19 protein-coding genes and 5 pseudogenes are annotated in these 22,187 nt (G+C 32.6%); 14 read left to right on the top strand and 10 right to left on the bottom strand.

Going from position 1 to position 22,187, the window contains the following annotated elements; genetic code table 11:
• Nucleotides 1-644 precede the first annotated feature (644 nt).
• Together SB773_RS28820 and SB773_RS28815 are read left to right on the top strand one after the other, a co-directional pair.
• The gene (locus SB773_RS28820; protein WP_410593611.1) at nucleotides 645-947 is read left to right on the top strand and encodes a hypothetical protein; all 303 of its coding nucleotides are present in this window, start codon (nucleotides 645-647) and stop codon (nucleotides 945-947) included.
• Nucleotides 948-1,128: 181 nt separating this feature from the next.
• Nucleotides 1,129-1,389 carry a hypothetical protein gene (locus tag SB773_RS28815; RefSeq protein WP_410593609.1) on the top strand — a complete coding sequence of 87 codons (261 nt, stop codon included), beginning with the start codon at nucleotides 1,129-1,131 and terminating at the stop codon, nucleotides 1,387-1,389.
• A 305-nt stretch (nucleotides 1,390-1,694) separates the two neighbouring features.
• Here the strand turns inward: SB773_RS28815 and SB773_RS28810 are convergent, their stop codons facing one another.
• Nucleotides 1,695-2,381, bottom strand: coding sequence for an AAA family ATPase (locus SB773_RS28810; RefSeq protein WP_410593607.1), 687 nt, complete (start codon nucleotides 2,379-2,381; stop codon nucleotides 1,695-1,697).
• 10 nt (nucleotides 2,382-2,391) lie between these two features.
• Nucleotides 2,392-2,598, bottom strand: coding sequence for a hypothetical protein (locus tag SB773_RS28805; protein WP_098155444.1), 207 nt, complete (start codon nucleotides 2,596-2,598; stop codon nucleotides 2,392-2,394).
• A 489-nt stretch (nucleotides 2,599-3,087) separates the two neighbouring features.
• Here SB773_RS28805 and SB773_RS28800 point away from each other — a divergent pair, with 489 nt between their 5' ends.
• Nucleotides 3,088-3,561 (top strand): DUF1203 domain-containing protein, encoded by a 474-nt coding sequence (locus SB773_RS28800; RefSeq protein WP_088007483.1) that lies wholly within the window; start codon nucleotides 3,088-3,090, stop codon nucleotides 3,559-3,561.
• A 139-nt stretch (nucleotides 3,562-3,700) separates the two neighbouring features.
• Nucleotides 3,701-5,131, top strand: a complete 1,431-nt coding sequence (locus tag SB773_RS28795) for an IS4 family transposase (RefSeq protein ID WP_410593603.1) — start codon at nucleotides 3,701-3,703, stop codon at nucleotides 5,129-5,131.
• A 180-nt stretch (nucleotides 5,132-5,311) separates the two neighbouring features.
• Here the strand turns inward: SB773_RS28795 and SB773_RS28790 are convergent, their stop codons facing one another.
• From SB773_RS28790 to SB773_RS28770, 5 genes are all read right to left on the bottom strand, one after another.
• Entirely contained in the window at nucleotides 5,312-7,036 is a 1,725-nt protein-coding gene (locus SB773_RS28790; RefSeq protein WP_410593601.1) for an ABC transporter ATP-binding protein, read from the bottom strand.
• 359 nt (nucleotides 7,037-7,395) lie between these two features.
• Nucleotides 7,396-8,766, bottom strand: coding sequence for an alpha/beta hydrolase (locus SB773_RS28785; protein ID WP_410593599.1), 1,371 nt, complete (start codon nucleotides 8,764-8,766; stop codon nucleotides 7,396-7,398).
• 608 nt (nucleotides 8,767-9,374) lie between these two features.
• Nucleotides 9,375-9,650 carry a barstar family protein gene (locus SB773_RS28780; RefSeq protein WP_410593595.1) on the bottom strand — a complete coding sequence of 92 codons (276 nt, stop codon included), beginning with the start codon at nucleotides 9,648-9,650 and terminating at the stop codon, nucleotides 9,375-9,377.
• 11 nt (nucleotides 9,651-9,661) lie between these two features.
• Nucleotides 9,662-10,168 carry a ribonuclease domain-containing protein gene (locus tag SB773_RS28775; RefSeq protein WP_410593590.1) on the bottom strand — a complete coding sequence of 169 codons (507 nt, stop codon included), beginning with the start codon at nucleotides 10,166-10,168 and terminating at the stop codon, nucleotides 9,662-9,664.
• A 112-nt stretch (nucleotides 10,169-10,280) separates the two neighbouring features.
• Nucleotides 10,281-10,688, bottom strand: a complete 408-nt coding sequence (locus SB773_RS28770; RefSeq protein ID WP_410593588.1) for a hypothetical protein — start codon at nucleotides 10,686-10,688, stop codon at nucleotides 10,281-10,283.
• A gap of 59 nt (nucleotides 10,689-10,747) precedes the next feature.
• On the opposite strand from SB773_RS28770, the pseudogene SB773_RS28765 reads away from it, so the two are divergent.
• Nucleotides 10,748-11,221: pseudogene (locus tag SB773_RS28765) on the top strand (IS6 family transposase); the annotation flags it as partial.
• 92 nt (nucleotides 11,222-11,313) lie between these two features.
• Here the strand turns inward: SB773_RS28765 and SB773_RS28760 are convergent.
• On the bottom strand, nucleotides 11,314-11,928 hold the full coding sequence (locus tag SB773_RS28760) for a TetR/AcrR family transcriptional regulator (RefSeq protein WP_410593585.1): 615 nt from the start codon (nucleotides 11,926-11,928) through the stop codon (nucleotides 11,314-11,316).
• A gap of 321 nt (nucleotides 11,929-12,249) precedes the next feature.
• Between SB773_RS28760 and SB773_RS28755 the strand changes: the two genes are divergently transcribed.
• The 7 genes and pseudogenes from SB773_RS28755 (at nucleotide 12,250) to SB773_RS28725 (ending at nucleotide 17,746) form a co-directional block, all read left to right on the top strand.
• Nucleotides 12,250-12,783, top strand: a complete 534-nt coding sequence (locus SB773_RS28755) for a 4'-phosphopantetheinyl transferase family protein (protein ID WP_242477517.1) — start codon at nucleotides 12,250-12,252, stop codon at nucleotides 12,781-12,783.
• On the top strand, nucleotides 12,776-13,309 hold the full coding sequence (locus SB773_RS28750) for a DinB family protein (RefSeq protein ID WP_098412988.1): 534 nt from the start codon (nucleotides 12,776-12,778) through the stop codon (nucleotides 13,307-13,309). Before SB773_RS28755 ends, SB773_RS28750 begins: the two co-directional genes overlap by 8 nt.
• Nucleotides 13,310-13,405: 96 nt before the next feature.
• Nucleotides 13,406-14,113 (top strand): annotated as a pseudogene (locus SB773_RS28745) (IS6 family transposase).
• Nucleotides 14,114-14,375: 262 nt separating this feature from the next.
• Nucleotides 14,376-15,653, top strand: coding sequence for a right-handed parallel beta-helix repeat-containing protein (locus SB773_RS28740; RefSeq protein WP_064057008.1), 1,278 nt, complete (start codon nucleotides 14,376-14,378; stop codon nucleotides 15,651-15,653).
• A complete protein-coding gene (locus SB773_RS28735) occupies nucleotides 15,653-16,159 on the top strand; it encodes a nitrous oxide reductase accessory protein NosL (protein ID WP_063226457.1) in 507 nt (168 codons plus the stop codon). The genes SB773_RS28740 and SB773_RS28735 overlap by 1 nt, the downstream gene beginning before the upstream one ends.
• Before the next feature lie 82 nt (nucleotides 16,160-16,241).
• Nucleotides 16,242-17,054, top strand: coding sequence for an ABC transporter permease (locus tag SB773_RS28730; protein ID WP_002130508.1), 813 nt, complete (start codon nucleotides 16,242-16,244; stop codon nucleotides 17,052-17,054).
• Nucleotides 17,051-17,746 (top strand): ABC transporter ATP-binding protein, encoded by a 696-nt coding sequence (locus SB773_RS28725; protein WP_000217366.1) that lies wholly within the window; start codon nucleotides 17,051-17,053, stop codon nucleotides 17,744-17,746. The genes SB773_RS28730 and SB773_RS28725 overlap by 4 nt, the downstream gene beginning before the upstream one ends.
• Before the next feature lie 924 nt (nucleotides 17,747-18,670).
• Here SB773_RS28725 and SB773_RS28720 read toward each other — a convergent pair.
• Nucleotides 18,671-19,567 (bottom strand): annotated as a pseudogene (locus SB773_RS28720) (Rpn family recombination-promoting nuclease/putative transposase).
• Between the two features lie 304 nt (nucleotides 19,568-19,871).
• On the opposite strand from SB773_RS28720, the gene bcaP reads away from it, so the two are divergent.
• A complete protein-coding gene (gene bcaP, locus SB773_RS28715; protein WP_410593580.1) occupies nucleotides 19,872-21,281 on the top strand; it encodes a branched-chain amino acid transporter BcaP in 1,410 nt (469 codons plus the stop codon).
• A gap of 51 nt (nucleotides 21,282-21,332) precedes the next feature.
• Nucleotides 21,333-21,430, top strand: a pseudogene (locus tag SB773_RS35385) (IS6 family transposase); the annotation flags it as partial.
• Nucleotides 21,431-21,460: 30 nt separating this feature from the next.
• Here the strand turns inward: SB773_RS35385 and SB773_RS28705 are convergent.
• Nucleotides 21,461-21,883 (bottom strand): annotated as a pseudogene (locus SB773_RS28705) (carbonic anhydrase); the annotation flags it as partial.
• Between the last annotated feature and the right edge of the window lie 304 nt (nucleotides 21,884-22,187).

Below are 22,187 nucleotides of genomic sequence, written 5' to 3'. Positions count from 1 at the left end.
TCTCATTAACATAAGAGAATAGTAACGTGCTTTTAAGTTTAAGAATAGTCTAAATCCTTAAGTTGATGGATGTGTGGTTCTACCCCTATTAGTAATAAAGTTCCTCATATTTACATATATCGAGAAAAGCTCGAGACAGGAAAAGCTCATGATATTGAATTATCACAAAGTCCAATCATATATTTAATTATATAGAAATACATATTTTTATATTCGATTCATATTAATTGTAATAATACGAATCGATAGGTATAGATAAATATAATATGTCAATATATTTGTATTGCATATATTTCCACGGCGGATTTTACAAAAAGTTGAAAATCGTATATTTTTTACAAAAAATGAGATATAATTTTTGTTGAAGAGCAATCTGTAAGTCCCATTAAAATATGTGGTAAATTTACATGGGATATGCATTACATATTCGAAAAGAGATAGTGCACTTAATAAAAGTGTTTTTATCTCTTTTTTTGGTTCTGGTGCAAAAATCATTTGATAGAGACATAGAACCTACACAGTTTTTTCGATTCTAGATTAGGATGCTTACAAATCACATTTAGAATCTAATGGTATAAAGGTTATCATACCAAATGATCCTGAAAGAGATGTTGTAAACAATATTATTTATGAGGAGGATCAATTTGAACAAAAAAATTATAAATTTTTCTGTATATTGTACTTTGAATGTCTTTATGTATCTAATGGCATATTTCTTTGCCATAAAACCTGCTATTATTACAGCAACAACTGTGGACTATAATAGGATGAAATTTTTAACTATACTATTTGTACTTACAGTAATTTCAATCCTATATGGCTTTATAATGAAAAAAATTATTCGTCATAATTCCAAGCTCTCGCATTCAATTACAAATGAAAGCATACTGTTTACGTTTAGCCATATTTTTACTACTTTTATTTTCTTGGCTATAATGTTCATTTAACTCATATATAATGTGTGTTATAAGTGAATTTGGTAAGTTTCAAGACTAATTGCTTACCCTTAATTGGTGTTATGTAAACTTATATAAATAGCTTATTTACAACATAAAAAAACAGAAAATTCATGATATAATAGGTCTAATAATATCCATAATTAGGAAAATGAATATTAGGAGGGAATTTATGCAACCACTTGTTGGACAAAAAATAATTAATTATAAAACGATAGACAAGCTGTTTATAATTTTAATTTTACTATCGAGTACTTTAACTTTTAGTATCGGTCAATTTTTATATGTTACACTCTTCTTATTAGGGATTATGTTTATATATAGAAGCATAAGAGATTTTAATTTAAATGTTTCATATATAATTATCGGTCTTGAATTAGTATTAGGTGTATTTTTAACCATATATATGGCATTTAATTATTTAGTTGCTTAGATGAAAATATAAAAAAGAATACTGCCTTTTAAGGTGGCATTCTTTTTTATATTAATGAGATGTTTTTTGTTTACAGATTTCTTGATTTCTTTATTTATAGTGTTTTGAAAGTATACTTATGTTATTGATTTTGTTAAAAATAGATAAAGTCGAATAAGATTAATGAAATCAATATTTTGAATGTACACTAATGGGTAAAAGTTTACTTTCGAGAGAAGGAAAAAAAGAGTCCTATTAATTTAGGACTTTTTCTGTTTTATGTAGGAAAATGTTTTCGTACTTAACTTAGTTATAGAGGTTTATTCTTAAATATCTACTTCAGATGTTTTAGAAACCGTCTCAATATCAGAGATAATCATTTTGACAGTTTCATCTACTGACATAGTTTCGGAAATAGTTTTCTCGTTTGGTAAATCTAGAAAATCTTTAGCAATGTACCAAGCGGCTAATTCAACTTGGCCAAAATCGTTTTTATTGGGCTTGGTTTTATGTCTAGCTATTGTTTCCTTGAGAGAAATGTCATAGTAATAGATGTGAGTTTCTTCAAATGTATCAATTAGTTCTGTAAGCATAGTTTTGTACTTACTATTGCTTAGAATGCCTTCTACAATTACATAGTTTACTTTATTCATACCGTAAAGTGCTATTTGTTTGATAAGTTCAACAGATAAGTTCCCGACAGTATCTTTTACACGAAGTATGTCTCTACGAACAACATCTTGTGGAACTAGTAAGGCGTCTTCTAGGAGTAGCTGTAGTTGTCGGGCTACTGTGCTTTTTCCTGATCCTGAGTTTCCACGAATTATTATTAAAATAGTTTTCATGAGTGCCTCCTTATCGGTGCTATTCCATAATGTTTGATGGTATGTTGGGGTGATTGTTTTAAAAATAACTGAAAGTAAACTTCTATCTAAAAGTTTACTTTCAGGAAAATAACAAATTTTAAGTAGCGAATCCGCTTCTTTTTTATTTTGCATAGAAAAAGGAACCATAATAGGCCCCTTAATTCGATTCAGAAATTGTGTAGTTTTTCTTGATGATATCTTTTATGTTGATAATTAAGGATATAAGAAATCCAGCAGCTAGGATCACGTTTACCCAGTAATATGTATTCCCTGATGTAAATTTATTATAAAAGGAATCGACATTATAATATACTAGGAGCACTGAAAAAATAGTAGAGAGTACTAACATACCAAAACTTTTCATGATATTCACCTCAATTCTAAAATTTGTGACTTTTAACACAATTATACATTTAAATAAAAAGATTTTCAAAAGGGATTATCCTAAGGAGGAGTTAGACAAATTACTTCCTATTAGGGGTATCTTCACATCGCTATCAAGCTAAGAAATACATTATCCCCCAAAATAAAAAATATATATTTTTAGAACATACTACTACTTCTGTTTGGCTACTAAAGTATCTAAAAAAACAAGGTCAACGCCAGCTCTGAAACTAGGTTTAACCGATAAACGATTTACTTTAAACGATATTAATAAACTGGGCAATCATCATCTTTTAAAAAGGATGAGTTTTTTAGAGGTTCCTGTGGAATTTTATGCTAAACTTACTATGAAGATTATGAAAATTCATTCTTCAATAAACGGGCAGGATTATTGAAGAAGTTTTATAAACTTTAGTGGTAGCATCATTAGTGAAATGTTTTATAACAACTAATTAAGGAGGGATAGAATATGAGAAATAGCTTTCAAATCGTTGCGTTACAAGAGAAGGAGTTTAATAACCTATTTCTAATGAATGAAGAAGCATTAAAAAGTATCGGGGCAGTCAAAATAATAGCAAATAAAAATCCTGGATATCCTTGCAGGATAAGTTTGAAGGATGCAGAGGTAGGAGAAGAGGTAATCTTACTGAATTACCAATATCATAGTGTTAATTCGCCTTATAAAGCAAGTGGTCCTATATTTATACGAAAGGGAGCAACTACCGCTAAGCTAGATGTAAATGAAATTCCGCTTATGTTACATCATAGGTACCTATCTATACGCGGCTACAATGCTGAATCAATGATTGTAGAAGCAAGGGTTACAGAAGGTGTAAATTTAAGAGAAAATATAGATGAAATTTTTGATAATAAAGAAGTAGAATATATTCACATTCTTAACGCTAAACCAGGATGCTATAACTGCCTTGTTAATAGAGTGTGAAAAAATTGAAAATGCAAACTTCTATTATCCTATAAGGGGTACCACCAATTGCTATCAGGCTACTTCAACAAACCCTCCCCTAAAATGAAAAAATACGCTATTCTTTTTGTAGAATCATAGGAAAGGATGGCGTTTTTGTATGTCTATTTCTGTATCTGATAAATTACAGCTATTTGCTCAAGAGATTCAAAGTTTTTTATCTCCAAATACCTTACGGGATCTTGCTAGAGATGTTGGTTTCGTACAACGAACCAGTAAATACCAAGCAAAAGATTTAGTCGCTTTATGTATATGGATGAGTCAAAATATCGCTACAACCTCTTTAGCTCAGTTATCTAGCTGTTTAGAGGCATCCACAGAAGTACTCATCAGTCCGGAAGGACTGAATCAAAGGTTTAATAGATCAGCCGTTCAATTTTTACAACACATATTGACTAACCTTCTAAATAAAAAACTAACTTCATCTATGCGAATTTCTTCTCCATACACCTCTGTTTTCAAGCGTATTCGTATTTTAGATTCAACTGCATTTCAACTTCCAGATCTTTTTTCGTTTGTTTATCCAAGTGCAGGAGGATGCAGCCATACAGCGGGAGTAAAGATTCAGCTTGAGTATGATTTATTAAGTGGACAGTTCCTTCATATCCATACAGGTCCAGGGAAACAACATGATCGAACCTACGGTTCCCTGTGTGCCCCAACTGTAACAGCGAATGATTTATGTATCCGAGATTTAGGTTATTTCCATTTGAAAGATCTTCAACATATACAAGATAAAAAGGCTTATTATATCTCACGTATCAAATCGAATACACGTATTTATCAAAAAAATCCTAATCCTGATTATTTTCAAGATGGCAGAATCAAGAAAGGTACAGAGTATATCCAGATAGATATGGAGGTTGTAATGAACTCTCTTCAACCAGGACAAACATATGAAATATCCAACGCTTATGTAGGAATGACGGATAAAGTCCCAACTCGTGTGATTATTCATCGACTAACAAAAGAACAACAACAAAAACGATTACAAGATCAAACTGTAAGAGAAAAAAAGAAAGGAATGAAGTATTCTGCTCGTAGTAAACGACTTAGCGGTATCAATGTATATATGACAAATACCCCTACAGATATTGTCCCGATGGGGCAGGTGCATGATTGGTATTCTTTACGTTGGCAAATCGAAATTTTATTTAAAACGTGGAAGTCATTCTTTCAAATTCATCATTGTAAAAAGATAAAACCAGAACGATTGGAGTGCCATTTATATGGTCAATTGATTGCCATTCTACTCTGTTCTTCTATCATGTTTCAAATGCGCCAATTACTCCTCATGAAGAAAAAACGGGAGCTTGGTGAGTATAAAGCAATATATGTGATTAAAGACTATTTTCTCCTTCTATTCCAAACTATTCAAAAAGACACCCAAGAGCTATCAAAGGTGTTACTTCGCCTGTTCAATCTCCTACAGCAAAACGGGCGGAAATCTCATCGATATGAGAAAAAAACGGTCTTTGATATATTAGGTGTCGTTTACAATTGTACCATGTCTGATAATCAAGCCGCTTAATTCAAAAAAGTGAAACCCGTTAGGGTTTATTTCGTATGCAAATCTTTCAATCACCTACACTTGCCCTTTAGAAAAAAGAAACAATCTCGCCTAAAATTGACTTTGCATAAGCTTAGCTTGATAGTGATGTGGAGAAACCCCAAATACTTGCTCTTTTTCAACTCTTAAATAATAAATAAATTATTGTCTTTCAAATTGCTGCTTAATAACTTTTTGATAATATTCATGATTACTTAATAACTCATAATGAGTTCCAAAGCCTGTAATTCTACCATCCTCTAATACAATAATTTGATCAGCATGTACAATAGTAGACAACCTATGTGCTATTACAAAAGTTGTTTGTTTATGAATTAATGTATTTATAGCCTTTTGTACTTGTTTTTCTGAATCAGAATCTAGATTTGCTGTAGCCTCATCTAATAACAGAAAATCAGCATCACGCATTAAAGCTCTAGCTATAGCAATACGTTGTTTTTGTCCACCTGAAAGTTGATTACCCCTTTCTCCTACCTGCGTATTATAACCATCCGATAAACCGCAAATAAATTCATGTGCATTTGCAAATGTTGCAATTTCTATCAATTTATCATCTGTAACCTTATCATTTTTTCCATATAAAATATTCTCTCTAACTGTACCTGAAAAAATTGGAGTATCTTGCGAAACATAACTAAATTTCTGTCTCCATTCTTCTACATGTATATTTTTATAAGATACGTCATCTAATAAAATATCTCCATTAGTTGGATCATAAAATCTTTCTATTAACGAAAATACCGTACTTTTTCCAGAACCACTTGGTCCAACTAGTGCTGTTAAAGATCCTTTCTTAATTTTAAAAGAAATATCTTCAATAACATTCTCTTTTTCATCATATCTAAACGAAACATCTTTAAACTCTAATTGTGTTGGAAATCCAATACATGTTTTAGTAACAACTTGAACTTCCTCTTCTTCTTCTAAAATTTCAAATAATCTTTTCATAGATCCTTTTGCCTCTTGAAAACTCGTTAAAAAATGATTCATTTGTATAAAAGGAGACATAATTTGAAACAGATACAATAAAAATGCTACTAACTCACCAGAACTAATAAGACCTTGATCTACCCTCCAGGCACCAAAACCTACTACACCAATTAAAACTGTAGTAGTAAATGTCCCTAAAACGGGAGTTAATATAGAATTAATTTTAGCCCTTTTTATTCCATTCATATAAAGAAAATCAAAATGCTTTTTTCCATTTTCCGTTTCTTTCAATTCAGTATTATAAGATTTCACAAGCTTAATTTCAGAAAGAGTCTGTGATAAATAAGCCGTCAACTGAGACATTTTATTTTGTTCTTGAAAAGAAAGGTCATATACTTTCTCTCCCAAAGGAATTACAATAAAAAGGGTTATCGGTACTACTAAAATCAAAACTAATGTCATTGGAACATCTAACGTAAATAAAATAATTAAAGAAAGTATTAATGTTATACAACTCGTGATTAAATCAACAATTTCAGATGAAATAATATTCACTATTGCTGTAGTATCACTAGTTATTCTACTTACCATCTCACCAGATTTATTATCATTGTAATATTTTACAGGTAATTTTAAAAACTTCCCCCAAAGTTTATCACGCAAGTTTTTCACTATTTCTTCCCCTACTTTAGATAGTAAATAAAGAGAAAAAGCTGAAAAGATTATTTCCAAAATTAACAAAATAGAAATTTGACTTATTAAACCAAAAGATATACCTTTTGAAAGTTCATCCATTATATCTTTTATTAATAAAGGTATTATCAATGAAATTACACTTGAAACAATAGATAATACTAACCCTGAGATAAAATGAATTTTAGAAGGATTAGTTATCTTCCACATTTTCTTAATTGAAAAATTATTGTCCTCTTTCATATTCTAATTACTCCTTTAAATTGCTTAATTTAAATACTATTTGAACAGAATAATATAATTCCTGTAATCACAAAATACCATTTTATCATTATAGAGCGAAATATGGAATGAATGTAGGGATTTATGGTTTTATTTCAAATTTTTTCTTTTTTTGGGGTTCAGCCCATCGCTATCAAGCTAACAGAACAGGTTGCACCCAAAACGATAAAAATGAACTTCATTGCTATAAAAGACTCTAATTTTTCGTTATGGGGCAAATATTATATAAAATGATATCGAAAATAATAGATATGTCTGAATCACTAGTCTCAAAAAGGCCTTCACACAATGATAATTGCATGAAGGCTTTTGATGCTATCTTATTTTTTTGTCTCGTTGACCCATGTAATAATGTCCTGGATGACGTACTCGGGAACATTAGCAGGGATTTCGTATTCACTAGGAAGACTTAATTCCCCATCACCCTCCGTGAAGAAATGATTCAATTTCGGGTATTCTTTAAACTGAACATTCCCACGGTTTGAAAGTCCTTCCTGCCATTTTGTATATTCATCTTTTACTGTTACTTGATAATCGCGTGCACCTTGCAGAATGAGTAAAGGCTCTTTTCGTGATTTTGCCTCTTCAACTGGACGCCACCTAGAAACATCATACATAAAATGAGGCGACCCAAAATTGTAGCCAGCTGGAGGATGGTCAGGATTGAACGTAGGATCCTGGATAAAAGCGACCTGTCTTTTTAGTTCATCAATTTCTTCCTTTGACGCCCCAAGGTATTGATACTGATCAATGGCAATGTCAGTCAAAGGGCGTGCAGGTGGCGCGAGTAAGATACTTCCTCGGACAAGTGAGGAAGGCGCTTTGCTTAGTATACGCGGGATTGTGCCAGCTCCTAGGCTATGTCCAAGAATGAAAATATTACTTGGATCAATGCCTTCCTGCTGTGCTGCTGATTTTGCTGCATATATGGCATCATCTGTAGTATCACGGTCTAATGTACCAGGTTCTGCACTCATCTTTAATGCGTGTTCTAAGGTGCGTTTTTCATAGCGTAACACTGCAATTCCGTTGGATGAAAGGCCCACCGCAAGGTCTCGTAAGATTTTTGTTCCCAGATATGTACTATCGCGATCATGGATGCCAGCACCATGAACAAGAACAACTACGGGTACCTTCTCACCAGGCTTATGTTTCGGAACCGTTAATGTGGCCGGTAACGGATATGTAGAATTTCCAATGACGATTTCACGTTCTTGATAGGAAGCAGGTTGATCATAGCTAGGATGCGGGATGGTATAAGATTCTGGAGGCATCCTTACCCCAACTTCATCTACTTTTCCGCCAGGTGTAAATTTAAGGAGTAGCGGCATGGTAGTTCCTGGAATTTCCACCGTCTGATGGACCAAGTTTCGTTCTTTTATCACGGGGGTTCCCATGCTTTTTATCTCGCTCCAGTCACTTTGTGTCCACCAGTTTTGTAATGTGTTTGCTGTAAACTTGGATTGAAAAGCAGCAGACGTCAACTGGAGTGCCTCTGCATACTTACCTTGCTGGAGATATTCAAAAAATAATGATGTACGCTCCGTTAAAGAGATTAGTTTCTTTTTTGCAGATTGTTCTTCGCGTGTATCTGCGTGAATAGCTGTTGTAAGCGGGAAAGATGAAACACCTAAAGAAAAGAGTAGGATAAAGGTAAGTACTGATTTTTGGATTTTCTTTTTTTTATTCATGTTTTAACCTCCAATATGTGATGGTAAAAAACAGGTATGGTAATTAGGGTTCTGGTGCAAAAAATTCAAAATATTTGCAAGTAATCTCTAAAACTTGTACATACTGATATTATTACTCTAACAAACCGTTGATTTCTCTTTTTTCCACATGCATATTAACCCCAGAAACAACCTTTCTTCCTTCACTTTATATTTTAATTATAAGAAACAAAGCTCTCGTTTTTCTTACTTGATACTTACAAATTCCTTAAGTGTTTAAAATTTTTGTTTTTGGGATATGTTAAAACCTTAGCTTGATGGATGTGTGGCGGTACCCCTATACATATCGTGATGAAGTAGCAGCTACAAAAGAGAAGAAAAAGCCGTTGTGGTTCTGGTAAGTAAGTAATTAGAAAATAGCCCTGCATATGCAGGGCTTAATTATTTTAATATGTATATAGGCTCCGCTACATGGGAATCAACCTAAGATTTTAAAGTATCCCCTAAAGGGGTACGGAAACAATTCTGGGTATGAGGGGCCACTCTGGGAAAGTATTCAAATTGATACAATAAAAAACGTAGAAAATAATTATTTCTACGTTTTTTATGTTTACCTAAGTTCTTTTTAGTTATTTTACAACAATGTAGAATTTACCTGACATTTTTTCTTGAGCATCTTGAAATGTTTCTAAAATTATATCTGCCTCTTGACCTAACATATTTTTACTTTCTTTAAAAAACTCCCATTCTATTGTTAATGGAATATCTATCCATCCAATTAAGCAATCCCATAGTGCATCAGCATTTTCTCCATAATAATCAGGAAGATCTAGCTTTTCCTTTAATATTTTGTGTGAAATTTCTTCACTTGTAAATTGTCGACCATCTAAATGTAAAAATTCCATAAAAACTCCTCCTACTTTATTTCAGTAAATGTTTTATAATGATCCGAAGTTTTATAAATTAGTCCATCACTAGAATAGACAATTCTATCATTACCTCGATAGCCTGAAACATAATTAATATCCGCTTCATACCAAGTACTACCCGGAGCGTCGGGTAGTTGCTTCTTTCTGTTTTCAAAAATATCGCCATCCATACTTTTACCAGGAGCTACTTTATGCAGATTTCCTTCTTTCTTCACCCAACCTAGTGATTCAGCTAGATCTTTCGTAATATAATTATCCGGTAATTTTTTATGTTCCTTTACATACTTAGCAACTTCATCAAAACCTGTGGGATACTTTGTGAAATTAGTTGTTTTCGCAGCCTTATCAAGATTTTTCGCTTTCTTTTCAATATCCTCAACAGTCCCAACTACCTTACCGATAGTTTTTACTGTTTTTACGGTTCCACCAGATAATACAAAATCGATTTGGAAAATATCATATTGATTCAAATCGCAAACCGGAAAAACTTCCATTTGAGCCTTCAACTTTTTCAAAAAATAAGGTGTTTATTTAAAAGTTATGTACAAAAAACCGTAGAAATTAATTATTCCTACGGTTTTTATGCATTAATCAATTCCTTTACTATTACAATTCCTCAAATTCATCAATTTCAGCTTTACGCTTTAAAAATATTTCGATCTCTTTTTTCTCTCTTTCTATCAAACCAAGAACATGTCTATCGTTTAAAGCTAATTCTTTATAACCCCATATATATTCTATTGTTGTCTCTTTACTATGTTTATGAACCGCAAAATACCATTCTAAAGGTTGTAAAGGATTAGATACTTCAAACAATTCAGCTGGGTACCATGAAGGCAAGTTTTCATTTTCACCTAAGATTAGATAGTCTAATTCTCCATTCAATGAACTAATACCATAAACCACATATTCCTTATGGATTTCTAAATTTATAATCGAGTCTCGATTATATCCTTGTTTTAATAAACCCTCTGAAAATGTATCTCCTGAATTTTTTATACACATTACCTTCATATACAAGCTCCTATCAACAAAAAAATAATTTTTAAATTTAAAATCATCAAATTAAATAAACAAGTGACTCCTGGAGAGTCGATGAAACATATATCAAAGTAAAAGGTCAATGGATGTACCTGTATCGTGCTGTTGATTCGAAAGGAAATACAATTGATTTTTACCTGAGCAAAACACGGGACGAAAAGGCTGCAAAAAGCTTTTTGCAGCCTTTTCATGTTTCAAAACCTCGTGTTATAACAGTCGATAAAAATTCAGCTTATACTATAGCAATTGAACAATTGAAAAAAGAAAAAAACATACCTGGTGGTATGCGACTTAGACAACAAAAGTACCTGAATAACATAGTAGAACAAGATCATCGCTTTCTAAAGAAGCGTATGCTAGGGTTCAAATGTTTTGACACAGTTACATCCATACTTTCTGGAGTAGAAGCCATGCATATGATTAAAAAAGAACAAGTTTATTTACGGGATCAGTCTGTCCAAAACGAGAAAGAATTCATTCATCAATTGTTTGGACTTACAGCATAAGATACGATTTCGTTAGAAATCTATGCGCTTTATTATCTTTTATTCTATTTTTGCACCAGAACCCTTTGCAATTCCCGGTACAGTTGCTCTTTCTAGCGCTCATTAAAAAAAGTAAAACCTACTGCACAAAAGGGTCCTTTAGTCATAAGCTTCACTAACTGTTGTGCAGTATATTTCGGTGAATATTTCATGTCATTTTGAAGCCACCAAATTGCCATCCCAACAACACAGGAAGTGAAGAAACGTAATACCATATCCTTTGGAATATCTGAGTCATGTTCTCCAATTTTAAGCTCAATGTAATTTCGTTCAAGATTATCCATAATAGTCTGCTGCATTTGTAGGTTAAAATCATGAATGCCATGAGGCCCAAACATGGTTTTATAAAAGTCCGCATGTTTTACCATACACTCAAATATCGATTGTAAAACTTCCTCGAGTTTCGAAGAATCTATTTGATGTCCCTGCACATGGGCATATAGGAGCATCTTACTTGTCAACTCTTCTAGTGCACTCTCGCTAAGCTTTGTTAACAAATCTTGTTTATCCCTGTAATGCGAGTAAAATGTTGCCCGATTGATGAGTGCCTCATCTGCGATATCTTGAATGGTAATAGCATCGTATCCCTTTTCCGCTATCAGTTTGATAAAAGCATCATATATAAATTTCTTTGTTCGAATAATCCGCAGATCTTCTTTTTTCAACATCGTATACCTCCCCGTTCGTTATTGTCATTATAAACAACTGATTTCATCCTTTTGTTTTTTATCTTACATTTAGGCCTTAAATGTAAATTGAATTTTATGGAAAAAACGATATAATTTCATTATAAACAACATGAATTTATTATCAACTACACATTGTTCGTTATCTATCAATCTGTTTGTTAAACGAATGCTAGGAGGAATAATTTAAAAGTCTTATAAACGAGCTATACAGAGATTTAAAAAAACTACACATCCTAAAAAAAGCTTCATATTATGTACAGCGATTTACTTATACAGTATGTGCTGTTCACAAAACAAAGAATGAAATATCCGTTGAGTATAACCTATAATATGCGAGGGAAGCCTCTATTATCGAAAGGCTTCTTTAATATTTCAAATTGTAATGAATGGGTTATGTGTACTTACAGTGATAATGCTGCCGTAGGGGCTGATATTGAGGAATATAAGCGGTGCAATCATGAGTTAGCTCAATTCTTTTTTACTCAAGAAGAACTAAAACACTTATTAACTCTATCACAAAGAGAACAAATCAATTTTTTTACAGATGCATGGACTTTTAAAGAAAGTTATGTGAAATGTAAAGGGATTAGTTTATTCGACATTAAAAACAATATCAATTCACCTTTAGTAAGGAATTATTTTATTAAGGATGAAACAGAAATTGAAGGTGAATTATTTCATTATGTACGTGGGGTTATCGAAAATTATAGTTGGTGTTTGTTAAGCGGAAAGAACTTTACTAACTATAATATTAAGTTAGTGTGCTATTCGCAAATTATAGAAACTTTAACTAACATACACAGGGGGAATTATGCAGAGCATTTACATGACTAATCATTTTAACAAAATTTATCAACAAAGAGAAGAATTCGCTAATGAAATACAGTGTTTCAAAAACAAAGAATGGGAACGGCCTTATAAGGATAAGTGGTCTTTTGGAGAAACATATTATCATTTATACTTAATGGTCAGGCGATTTCGACAATTAAATAAGTTATATTTACCACTGTCTAGACCAATTGCTGCAGCAAGAAAAAAGTCACCTTACAAAACCCATAGTAAGGACATATATACTGAATATAAAGAGAAACACAACAAACCAATGAAAGCACCTTTTATTTTGCTACCACCTAAAGGAATAGAAGGTAAAATTTCATTTGAAAGGTTAATTAAAGGGCTAGATGATGAAACGAAGAATTTAGAAAAAATGCTTTCTAAAATCGAAGATGACATTGCTGGCCACATACATTTCCCTGATCCAATCGCTCATAATCCAAACTTAATACAAAGTATTCATTTAATAGGTATACATGAAAAACAACATTTCTTTTTATGCAAAAAATATTATAACTTAAATTAATGGGTTCTGGTGCAAACACTCCAAAACGCTTGTAAGTAACCTCCTAAACTTGGACATACTGATACTAGTACTCAAAAAAAGGATGTGACCCCCAGTATGGAAAAGCAAAATCTATTCAAGTGGAAACATTATCAACCGGATATTATTTTATTAACCGTGAGATGGTACCTACGGTACAACCTCGGTTTTCGTGATTTAGTCGAAATGATGGAAGAACGTGGGCTATCCCTAGCTCATACAACTATCATGGGATGGGTTCATCAATATGGTCCCGAATTAGATAAGCGAGTACGACGTCATCTTAAGTCAACCAATGATTCTTGGCGAGTCGATGAGACGTATGTGAAAGTCAAAGGTCAATGGATGTACCTATATCGTGCTGTTGATTCAAAAGGAAATACAATTGATTTTCATTTAAGTAAAACAAGAAATCATAGGACTGCAAAGCGTTTTTTCAAGAAAGCTTTGCAGTCTTTTTATGTTTCAAAGCCCCGTGTGATTACCGTAGACAAAAACCCAGTCTATCCTATAGCGATTGAAGAGTTGAAGAAAGAGAAAAAGATGCCTGTAGGCATCCAAATAAGGCAGATAAAATACCTTAATAATATTGTAGAGTAAGATCATCGTTTTATTAAAAAGAGAGTTCGTTCAATGTTAGGATTGAAATCTTTTCGTACAGCTACATCTATTCTTTCAGGAATAGAAGCGATGCATATCATTAAAAAAGGCCAACTTATATTACGGGACAAGTCTGTCCAAAATGAAATGAAGTTTATTCATCAACTATTCGGAATGGCTGCATAAGAATAGATTCCATTAGGAATCTATATACCTCTTTCAAATAAATGCTATCTTTGCACCAGAACCGTTGTATGTATTCGCTTCTTTAAACAAACTTGTTTTAAAAAAAATTCATGTTCTAATGAAGTGTAGTGATTCTTTTGTCTTCAGGTAATAATTTTATATGTATCACAAAAAACACGTTTATTTTTCACAAATTTCACACAAATTATTGGTATTCTCTTCTATAGTGATAACTAATAGCTTTGAGAGAAGGGAAATGTATATGAAAAAAATTTGTTCTTCTCTTCTTTTATTTATAGTTTTTTGCTTTCCAGGAGTAAGTATTCATGCTGAGTCTACATTGCAATCAAAAATTGACGCGGCTTCCCCATATGAAACAATTAAATTAGAAAATAGAGCTTATAATGAAACGATAAAAATATCGAAACCGATTACAATACAAGGGGATAAAAATACTAAAATAATCTCTTGTGGTAAGGATCCTGTTATTACAATAAAAAAGGAAAACATTATCCTTAAAGATTTGAAAATAGAACAATGTAATGATAATACAGATCAGCCAGCGATATTTGTAGCGGGAGATAAGCACTACATCAGTGGATTAGAAGTACACGCGTCATACATGGGGATTAAGTTAGAAGATGCTAGGAATATAAAAATTGAGAACAGTATGATTGTTGGACAAAGACGGGCTAATGGAATTGATTTATGGCAATCCAATCGTAATCTTATTGAGAACATCAAAATCCAAAATGTCCGTGATGGGATTTATTTAGAACAAAGCGACAATAATACAATAAAGGACAATACAATCTGGCAGTCTCGTTATGGTATGCATCTTATGTATTCTGATAGAACTGTTGTTGAAAGAAATATATCAAAAGAAAATACAACAGGCGCTATGATTATGGGGACAAAGGAAACATCTGTAGTAGGAAATCACTTTATTGACAATAAAAGTAATGTTCATGCACAAGGCTTATTACTATATGATGCGACAAAAACAAAAGTGTTACAAAATGAAATTGCTAATAATAGAGTAGGGATTTATGTAGAAAAGGCAAAGCAAAATACTATTATGAGTAACTCAATCTCTAATAATTTTATCGGTTTACAATTTAAAGATGCCAGTGCAAATGAATTTACTCAAAATGTAATGATAGGGAATGTTAATGAGTCGCAAGCTACACTAAGCAGGGAAAACAATATCTATAAAAATTATTGGGACGCTTCTTTAAAAGTAGATACAGATGGTTCAGGTACTAGTAATATTCCATACAAAGCAGATGCCTATTTTCTCTTGTTAACACAAGATATTCCAGAATATCAGTTGTTCTTTCAATCACCAGGAATGCGTATTTTACAAAGTTTCATAAAAATTCCAGATCAATCTTTATTGGTGGACAAAGAGCCTAGTATGAGGCCGAAAATTGTTTCGCAAAAAGGTGAGGGTGTGGGATTTCAGTCTAACATTTTGGTTGTAAGTGTGAGCATGTTACTAATGGGAAGTATATTGTTTTTTTTAGGGAGGAAAAATTGATGAGAGTAAAGTATATGTTATTTACTATTTGTTTATGTTTGGTATTTGCCGTAGTGGGGTGTGGTAAGAAAGAAACTAAGCCAGTTGCTATTAATGAAAAAAATGATAAGTGTGATGTTTGTAATATGGCAGTAATGGATAATCAATTTGCAACTGAGGTTATTTTAGAAAATGGAAAAGCTTTAAAATTTGATGATATTGGTTGTATGTATAAATGGATGGATGAACATAAAAATGAAAAAACACAAGAGAAATTTGTAAGAGATTACAATACAAAAGATTGGGTTGCAGTTGATAAAGCTACATATGTATATGACAAATCAATTAAGACGCCGATGGCTTATAATGTAATTTCTTTTAAAGAGAAGAAAGATGCAGACAGCTTTGTAGAAAAACATACTGGGGAAATCCTTTCTTATAAAGAACTAGTAGAACATAAATGGGAAATGAATAAAGAGATGATGGGAAAAGAAAAGAAAGATCATGGTAGTGGACATTCTCATTAATAAGATACTATCGCTATGAAAAAAATAGTTAGAAAAAGGCAACCAACTATGGTTGTCTTTTTCAGTAGAGAGGTGAGTAGGTATGTGGAATATATTATATTCAGAATGGCGTAGTGCAGTGAGCGGTAAATTTGCCTACACGTTTTTGTTTCTTTGGATAACTATGTTTTCCGTAATATTTGTTATGGAAAGAAATACTCAGGCTTTAGCAGGGTATACAAATGTAACTGGTACAATGGTAAACCTTATTTTATATATAGTACCTTTACTTATGTTAATTATAGGAGCATTTTCTATTGCAGGCGAGGTGGAAAATGGGAAATGGAGACTTTTATGTACGTATCCTTTAAAGAGTACTTCATATGTAATAGGTAAAACAATTGGACAATTTATAGCGCAAACAGCTATTTTTTCAATGAGTTTTGGAGTAAGTATAGTAATTGGATTAGTAAGCGGTAGTAATTTTGATATGTTTTGGGTAGTAGCAACGTATATCTTCTCTGTTTTACTAATCTTTTTATTTTTATTACTGGGAATAACAATTGGCTCTTTTTCTATAACAAGGTGGCAAGCTTTAGCGATAAGTATTGTAGTTTGGTTCCTTCTTATTATGATGTGGCCAACGGCTTTAATTAGCATCCTTAATTTTGTTCCATATTCAATGATTGCACCATTAATAAAAATGTTATTGTTTTGCAACCCAGCTGAATTCCTTCGAATTATATTTGTAATTCAATTAGGTGGTGGAGCAATATTTGGGCAAGTATATGATCAACTGGTAATATTTTTTCAAAGTAAAGCTGCTATTTGGATTCTATTAATATATTGTATTATCTATACAATTGTGTTCTTGTTTGTAGCGGGATGGCAAATGGAGAGGAGAAGAAAAAAATGACAGTATTAAATCTCAATGAAGTATGTAAACGATATAAGAAGAAAATAGCATTATCTCCAATTTCATTTCAAAGCAAAGAAGGAGAGTGTATCGTATTATGTGGTGGGAATGGAGCAGGGAAAAGTACGCTCCTTGATATAATAGCTGGAATTACAACGCCTACAACTGGTACTGTTCAATTAGGTAATATAGAATTACAGAAGGATAGAAAACAGTATGTGAGTAAAATAGGTTATATGCCAGATGATTTTCATGCACAGCAAGATATGACAGTTCAAGAATTTTTATTGTTTTATGCCGCTTTTCGAAATATAGGAAAAGAAAAGGTACAAGCTGTTATTAAAACAATAGGATTAAATGAGAAACAAACTGAACGCTTACATAGATTATCTAAAGGGATGAGACAGAGACTTTTATTTGGGCAGGCGTGTCTTGGAAACCCTAAAATTTTGATACTAGACGAACCGACAAATGGGCTGGATCCGTATTGGGTAGATGAGTTTTTAAAAATATTAAAGACATTAAAAAGAAATGGTACAATGATTATTTTTTCCACGCATATGATGGATGTAGCTGCTGAAATTGGTGATCGAATACTCTTTATGAAAGAAGGAAAAGTCATACAAGAAATAAAAAATGATGGATATTTAGAAAATTTAACGATCACATTACTACAAATGCATAGAAGATGAATACATTAGGAAGCAGCTACTTTCAGTATGGTAGCTGTTTGGTTCTGGTGCAAAAACTTTGAAGTATATGAAAATGGTCTATCAAACTTGGAAATACTGATAGTACTACTCTATAAAAGGTGTGTGATCAGTATGGAAAAGGAGAATTTATTTAAGTGGAAACATTATCAACCAGCTGTTTGGATTAACTGCTTAATAGGTGATTCCTTTAAGAATCCTTGATTCTTTTTTATTTATCATCTTTTTGCACCAGAACCGGATTAGTTATGATGAATTACTTACTTCCTAATATATAAAATAATTATGTAACAGATATAAAATATACATAGCGCTTAAAAAAATAATGTGTGAAGGAATTACGGCATAATGTCGAAAAAATAGGAATTGTGAGATTTTTTGTTGATTTATGTCGTTTTTAATGCTATACTCATAACAACAAAGAAAGAGAAAACAAAAACCCTTATCTAGTAAGAAATCAGAATTTTTAGTTTTCTCCAATAGTTTTACTTCTTGTGCCCTAGAAGTTTGTGCATTTTTTTCCACTCTTTCTTTGTTTTACCCTATAAAAGAAAACAACCTGTTTTTATACAGGTTGTTTTCTTTTGTAAAAATTTAATTTGTTGTTTTTATAACAGTGGGGATTACTCTTTTAAAATTATTATGGTTAATAGGGAGGCGATAAGTAATAGATTGGATATTTAACGATGAGTCTAAATTATAATAGAGTGAATCCAGAAAGAGATGAAAACTAAGAAATTTGGATGTTAGTTTTTTATGCGAATTAAATTCTAATATAAGAAAATAAAGTTAAGTGTCATAGTATAAGGTTATAAGTATTACCTATGAAAATTTATTTAGTGTTACCCTTAGTTGACAAATAGCTCAAAAAAAGAACCCAATTAAGAGGTTCTTTTTTTGAACTGATTATTTTTGTTCTAAAATACGTTTAACCTCATCTATGTCTAATTTACTGGCTTTAGCAATCGTTTCAAGTGGTACACCGAGTTCATGCATACCTTTAATCATCTGTGTTTTTCCTTGCTGAACCCCTTCTTGAATTCCTTCTTTTTTCCCCTCATTACGAGCATGAGCAAACTTTGCAGCCTCATCCATTAAGGCCTTTTCTCTTGCTTCATATGCTTGACGGAAAGAAGAATCTTGACTCATACGTTCCCACTTATTCATTGCTTTTTGTAAAATCGGATCTTGGTTCATGGCAATGTCCTCCAATGTTTGTGTGAGGTACTCATCTTCATTCGCTGATAATAATAATAACCAACGAACAAACGAGTCTTCCCAAGGATTAACTTTCTCTTCACGCCATTGCTGTAGTAACTTTGGAATCTCTACAATATGAACTTCTATATCGTCACTTAATAACTTTTGTTGTTGCTGATTCCAAAGGATTCCTGTTGTATGAAACGCTTCATATTCTGGAAACATCACAAAGTTTAACAAGTTTATGGTAATTGTTTTATGAAGTGAGCTATAAGGCATTCCTTTTTGCAATTGAGAGGTGTATAACCTTCCCCAATAATATAAGCTTCGTTTAATCATATCGTGATTGTTATTCAATTGTATTTCTACATTTACCTTTGTTCCTGTATTTAATGTAGCCGAAATATCTAAAATTGATAATTTATCTTCTTCATATTCTCGATGCAAATGTGGATCTTCTAATTATAGGGCAACAATAGGTGATTCTAAAGAATCTTTTAATATGGCATTTAGAAAGGCAACTAAAATATCTTCATTCCCATTTGTGCCAAATAACTGCTTAAAGGCAAAATCGATACGTAAATTTACTAATGAATTGGACATGATTTTCCTCTTCCTGTTTCAGACTATATCTTTACCTTTATTGTACATAAAACTAAAGTCAATATGCAAACAATCCTCTATGACTTATATAGGGATATAAGTTTTTCTCTTGAAGGAATATATTTGGAACAGAGGGATTAAGTGAAAAGAAATAAAGGTACGCTTAAAAGATTTAATTTTCTAAAAATAAGTATTTACAAGAATATTTATTTGAATTAAAATACGAACTACAAAGATTCGACATTATACGACAAAATGATATTATTTTCCGGAATATTACAACAACTAGAAGTGAGGTATCTATATGAATCTATTTCGAAAAAAATCTATTTCAGCATTATTAGCACAGTCAGAACAAAAAGGAGCATCTTTAAAAAAAGAGCTCGGTGCATTTGATCTTACTATGCTCGGGGTGGGCGCTATCATCGGAACTGGGATTTTCGTTCTTACCGGTGTTGCCGCAGCAGAACACGCAGGACCCGCACTTGTTTTGTCGTTTATTTTATCCGGTTTAGCCTGTGTATTTGCAGCCTTATGTTATTCTGAATTTGCATCAACTGTACCGGTATCCGGTAGTGCGTACACTTATAGCTATGCAACATTTGGAGAATTAATCGCTTGGATTTTAGGTTGGGATTTAATTTTAGAATATGGATTAGCTTCCTCAGCTGTTGCATCTGGTTGGTCAGGGTATTTACAAGGTCTATTAAGTGGATTTGGGATTACATTACCTACGGCTTTAACAAGCGCATATAATCCTGAAGCGGGAACATATATAGACTTACCAGCAATCTGTATCATCTTTCTAATGACGTTGTTATTAACAAGAGGAGCAAAAAAATCAGCGCGTTTTAATGCTATCATGGTAGCTATCAAACTTTTTGTTGTCTTACTATTTATCGGCGTTGGCGCTTTCTATGTAAAGCCTGAAAACTGGACACCCTTTATGCCGTTCGGCTTCTCTGGCGTAACAACTGGGGCTGCAACTGTATTCTTTGCTTACATCGGATTTGACGCTGTATCAACAGCTGCTGAAGAAGTCAAAAATCCACAGCGTAACATGCCAATCGGTATTATTGCTTCTTTAACAATTTGTACGATTCTATATATCGTTGTTTCATTAGTTTTAACTGGGATTGTACCTTACAATCAGTTAGGTGTGAAAAATCCTGTTGCATTTGCACTACAATACATTCAACAAGATTGGGTTGCTGGTTTCATTTCTTTAGGAGCGATTACTGGAATTACAACTGTATTACTTGTTATGTTATATGGACAAACACGATTATTTTACGCAATTAGCCGCGATGGCTTACTACCAAAAGTACTTTCTCGCGTAAATAAAAAAACAAAAACACCTGTTATCAATAGTTGGATTACTGCCACTATGGTTGCTTTCTTTGCTGGTTTTGTTCCTTTAAGTAAACTAGCAGAATTAACAAATATCGGTACATTATTCGCATTCATCGTTGTATCAATTGGAGTAATTATTTTACGTAAAAAACAACCAGAACTACCGCGCGCTTTTAAAGTGCCTTTGGTACCATGGATTCCTGCTTTAGCTGTTCTATTCTGTGGATACTTAGCATTACAACTCCCAGCAACTACATGGATCGGCTTTGCAATATGGCTTGTAATTGGACTTGTTGTCTACTTCAGTTACGGTTACAAAAATAGTACACTACAAAAGGAACAAAAAGAAGACGTAGCATAATGAAAAAGCTGTTGTCCCATTAGGACAGCAGCTTTTTTCCGTTCTGGTGCAAAGTATTGTACCATCAAACATTTCAATAATCTCATTGAACAAGACCATCGTTATTTAAATTGTCTGGGTTTCAAAACCTTCGCTATGCTGCTCGCACTACTATTTTTTATTCCAATAATTCCTTATGTTTACGATACTTCTCTTCCATTAATTGGCTGGACTGGTCGGTTATTCGTTGGGAATAATTTATGAAACGTTTCAATTTGTTTTTTGGACATCTCTATTGTCTGTTTCATCACAATCCACTGGACATTTTCTGTACAAGGAGGTGTTGTCAAAGAACCCATGTAACGGAATGACGAATGATCTGAAGGAAGAAGCTGTTTTATATCAATGGTATGCTGCACACCATCCTGTGAATTTTTGCTGTTCGGGAGATTTCCCCACATTTCTGCAAAACCTTCGTTTTTTTGTCCTTCTTTTATCATAATACCAACTACTGCTAACTGACCTTGATCATTTTGATGGACCAGATGTAGTTCAATATCTGCATGTTTTCCTTCAAATTGATGTTCACTTGGTGTATGGAAATGGAATTGTTTTAATGTGTAACTAAACTTTTAAATAGAGAAATGGGATATCGCAAGCTATAAAGTTAATTTGTGAGCAAAGGAGTAACTGTGCTCATTTCTCAAGTTAAAAAAGCTTTATACAAAGCCAGATTGAAGTCAAAAGTTATTAAATACTATAAGAAATGGAAGCAAGAACATATTACATTCCCTAATTTGCTATTATTCCGTATGTCCTCATTTAGCATTAAATAGAATGACTTCTTACCAATGGTCTTACCCCAGTCAAGTAGACAGTAATAGATTAGGTGTCTTTTCATTAAGCAGCCTTAGTTCCAAATTCAAT

The sequence above is a fragment of the Bacillus sp. SIMBA_074 genome (assembly GCF_046534555.1).
GTDB lineage: Bacteria > Bacillota > Bacilli > Bacillales > Bacillaceae_G > Bacillus_A > Bacillus_A mycoides.
Note: the sequence above shows the minus strand (reverse complement) of the source record. Positions and strands in the feature narration are given on the sequence as shown.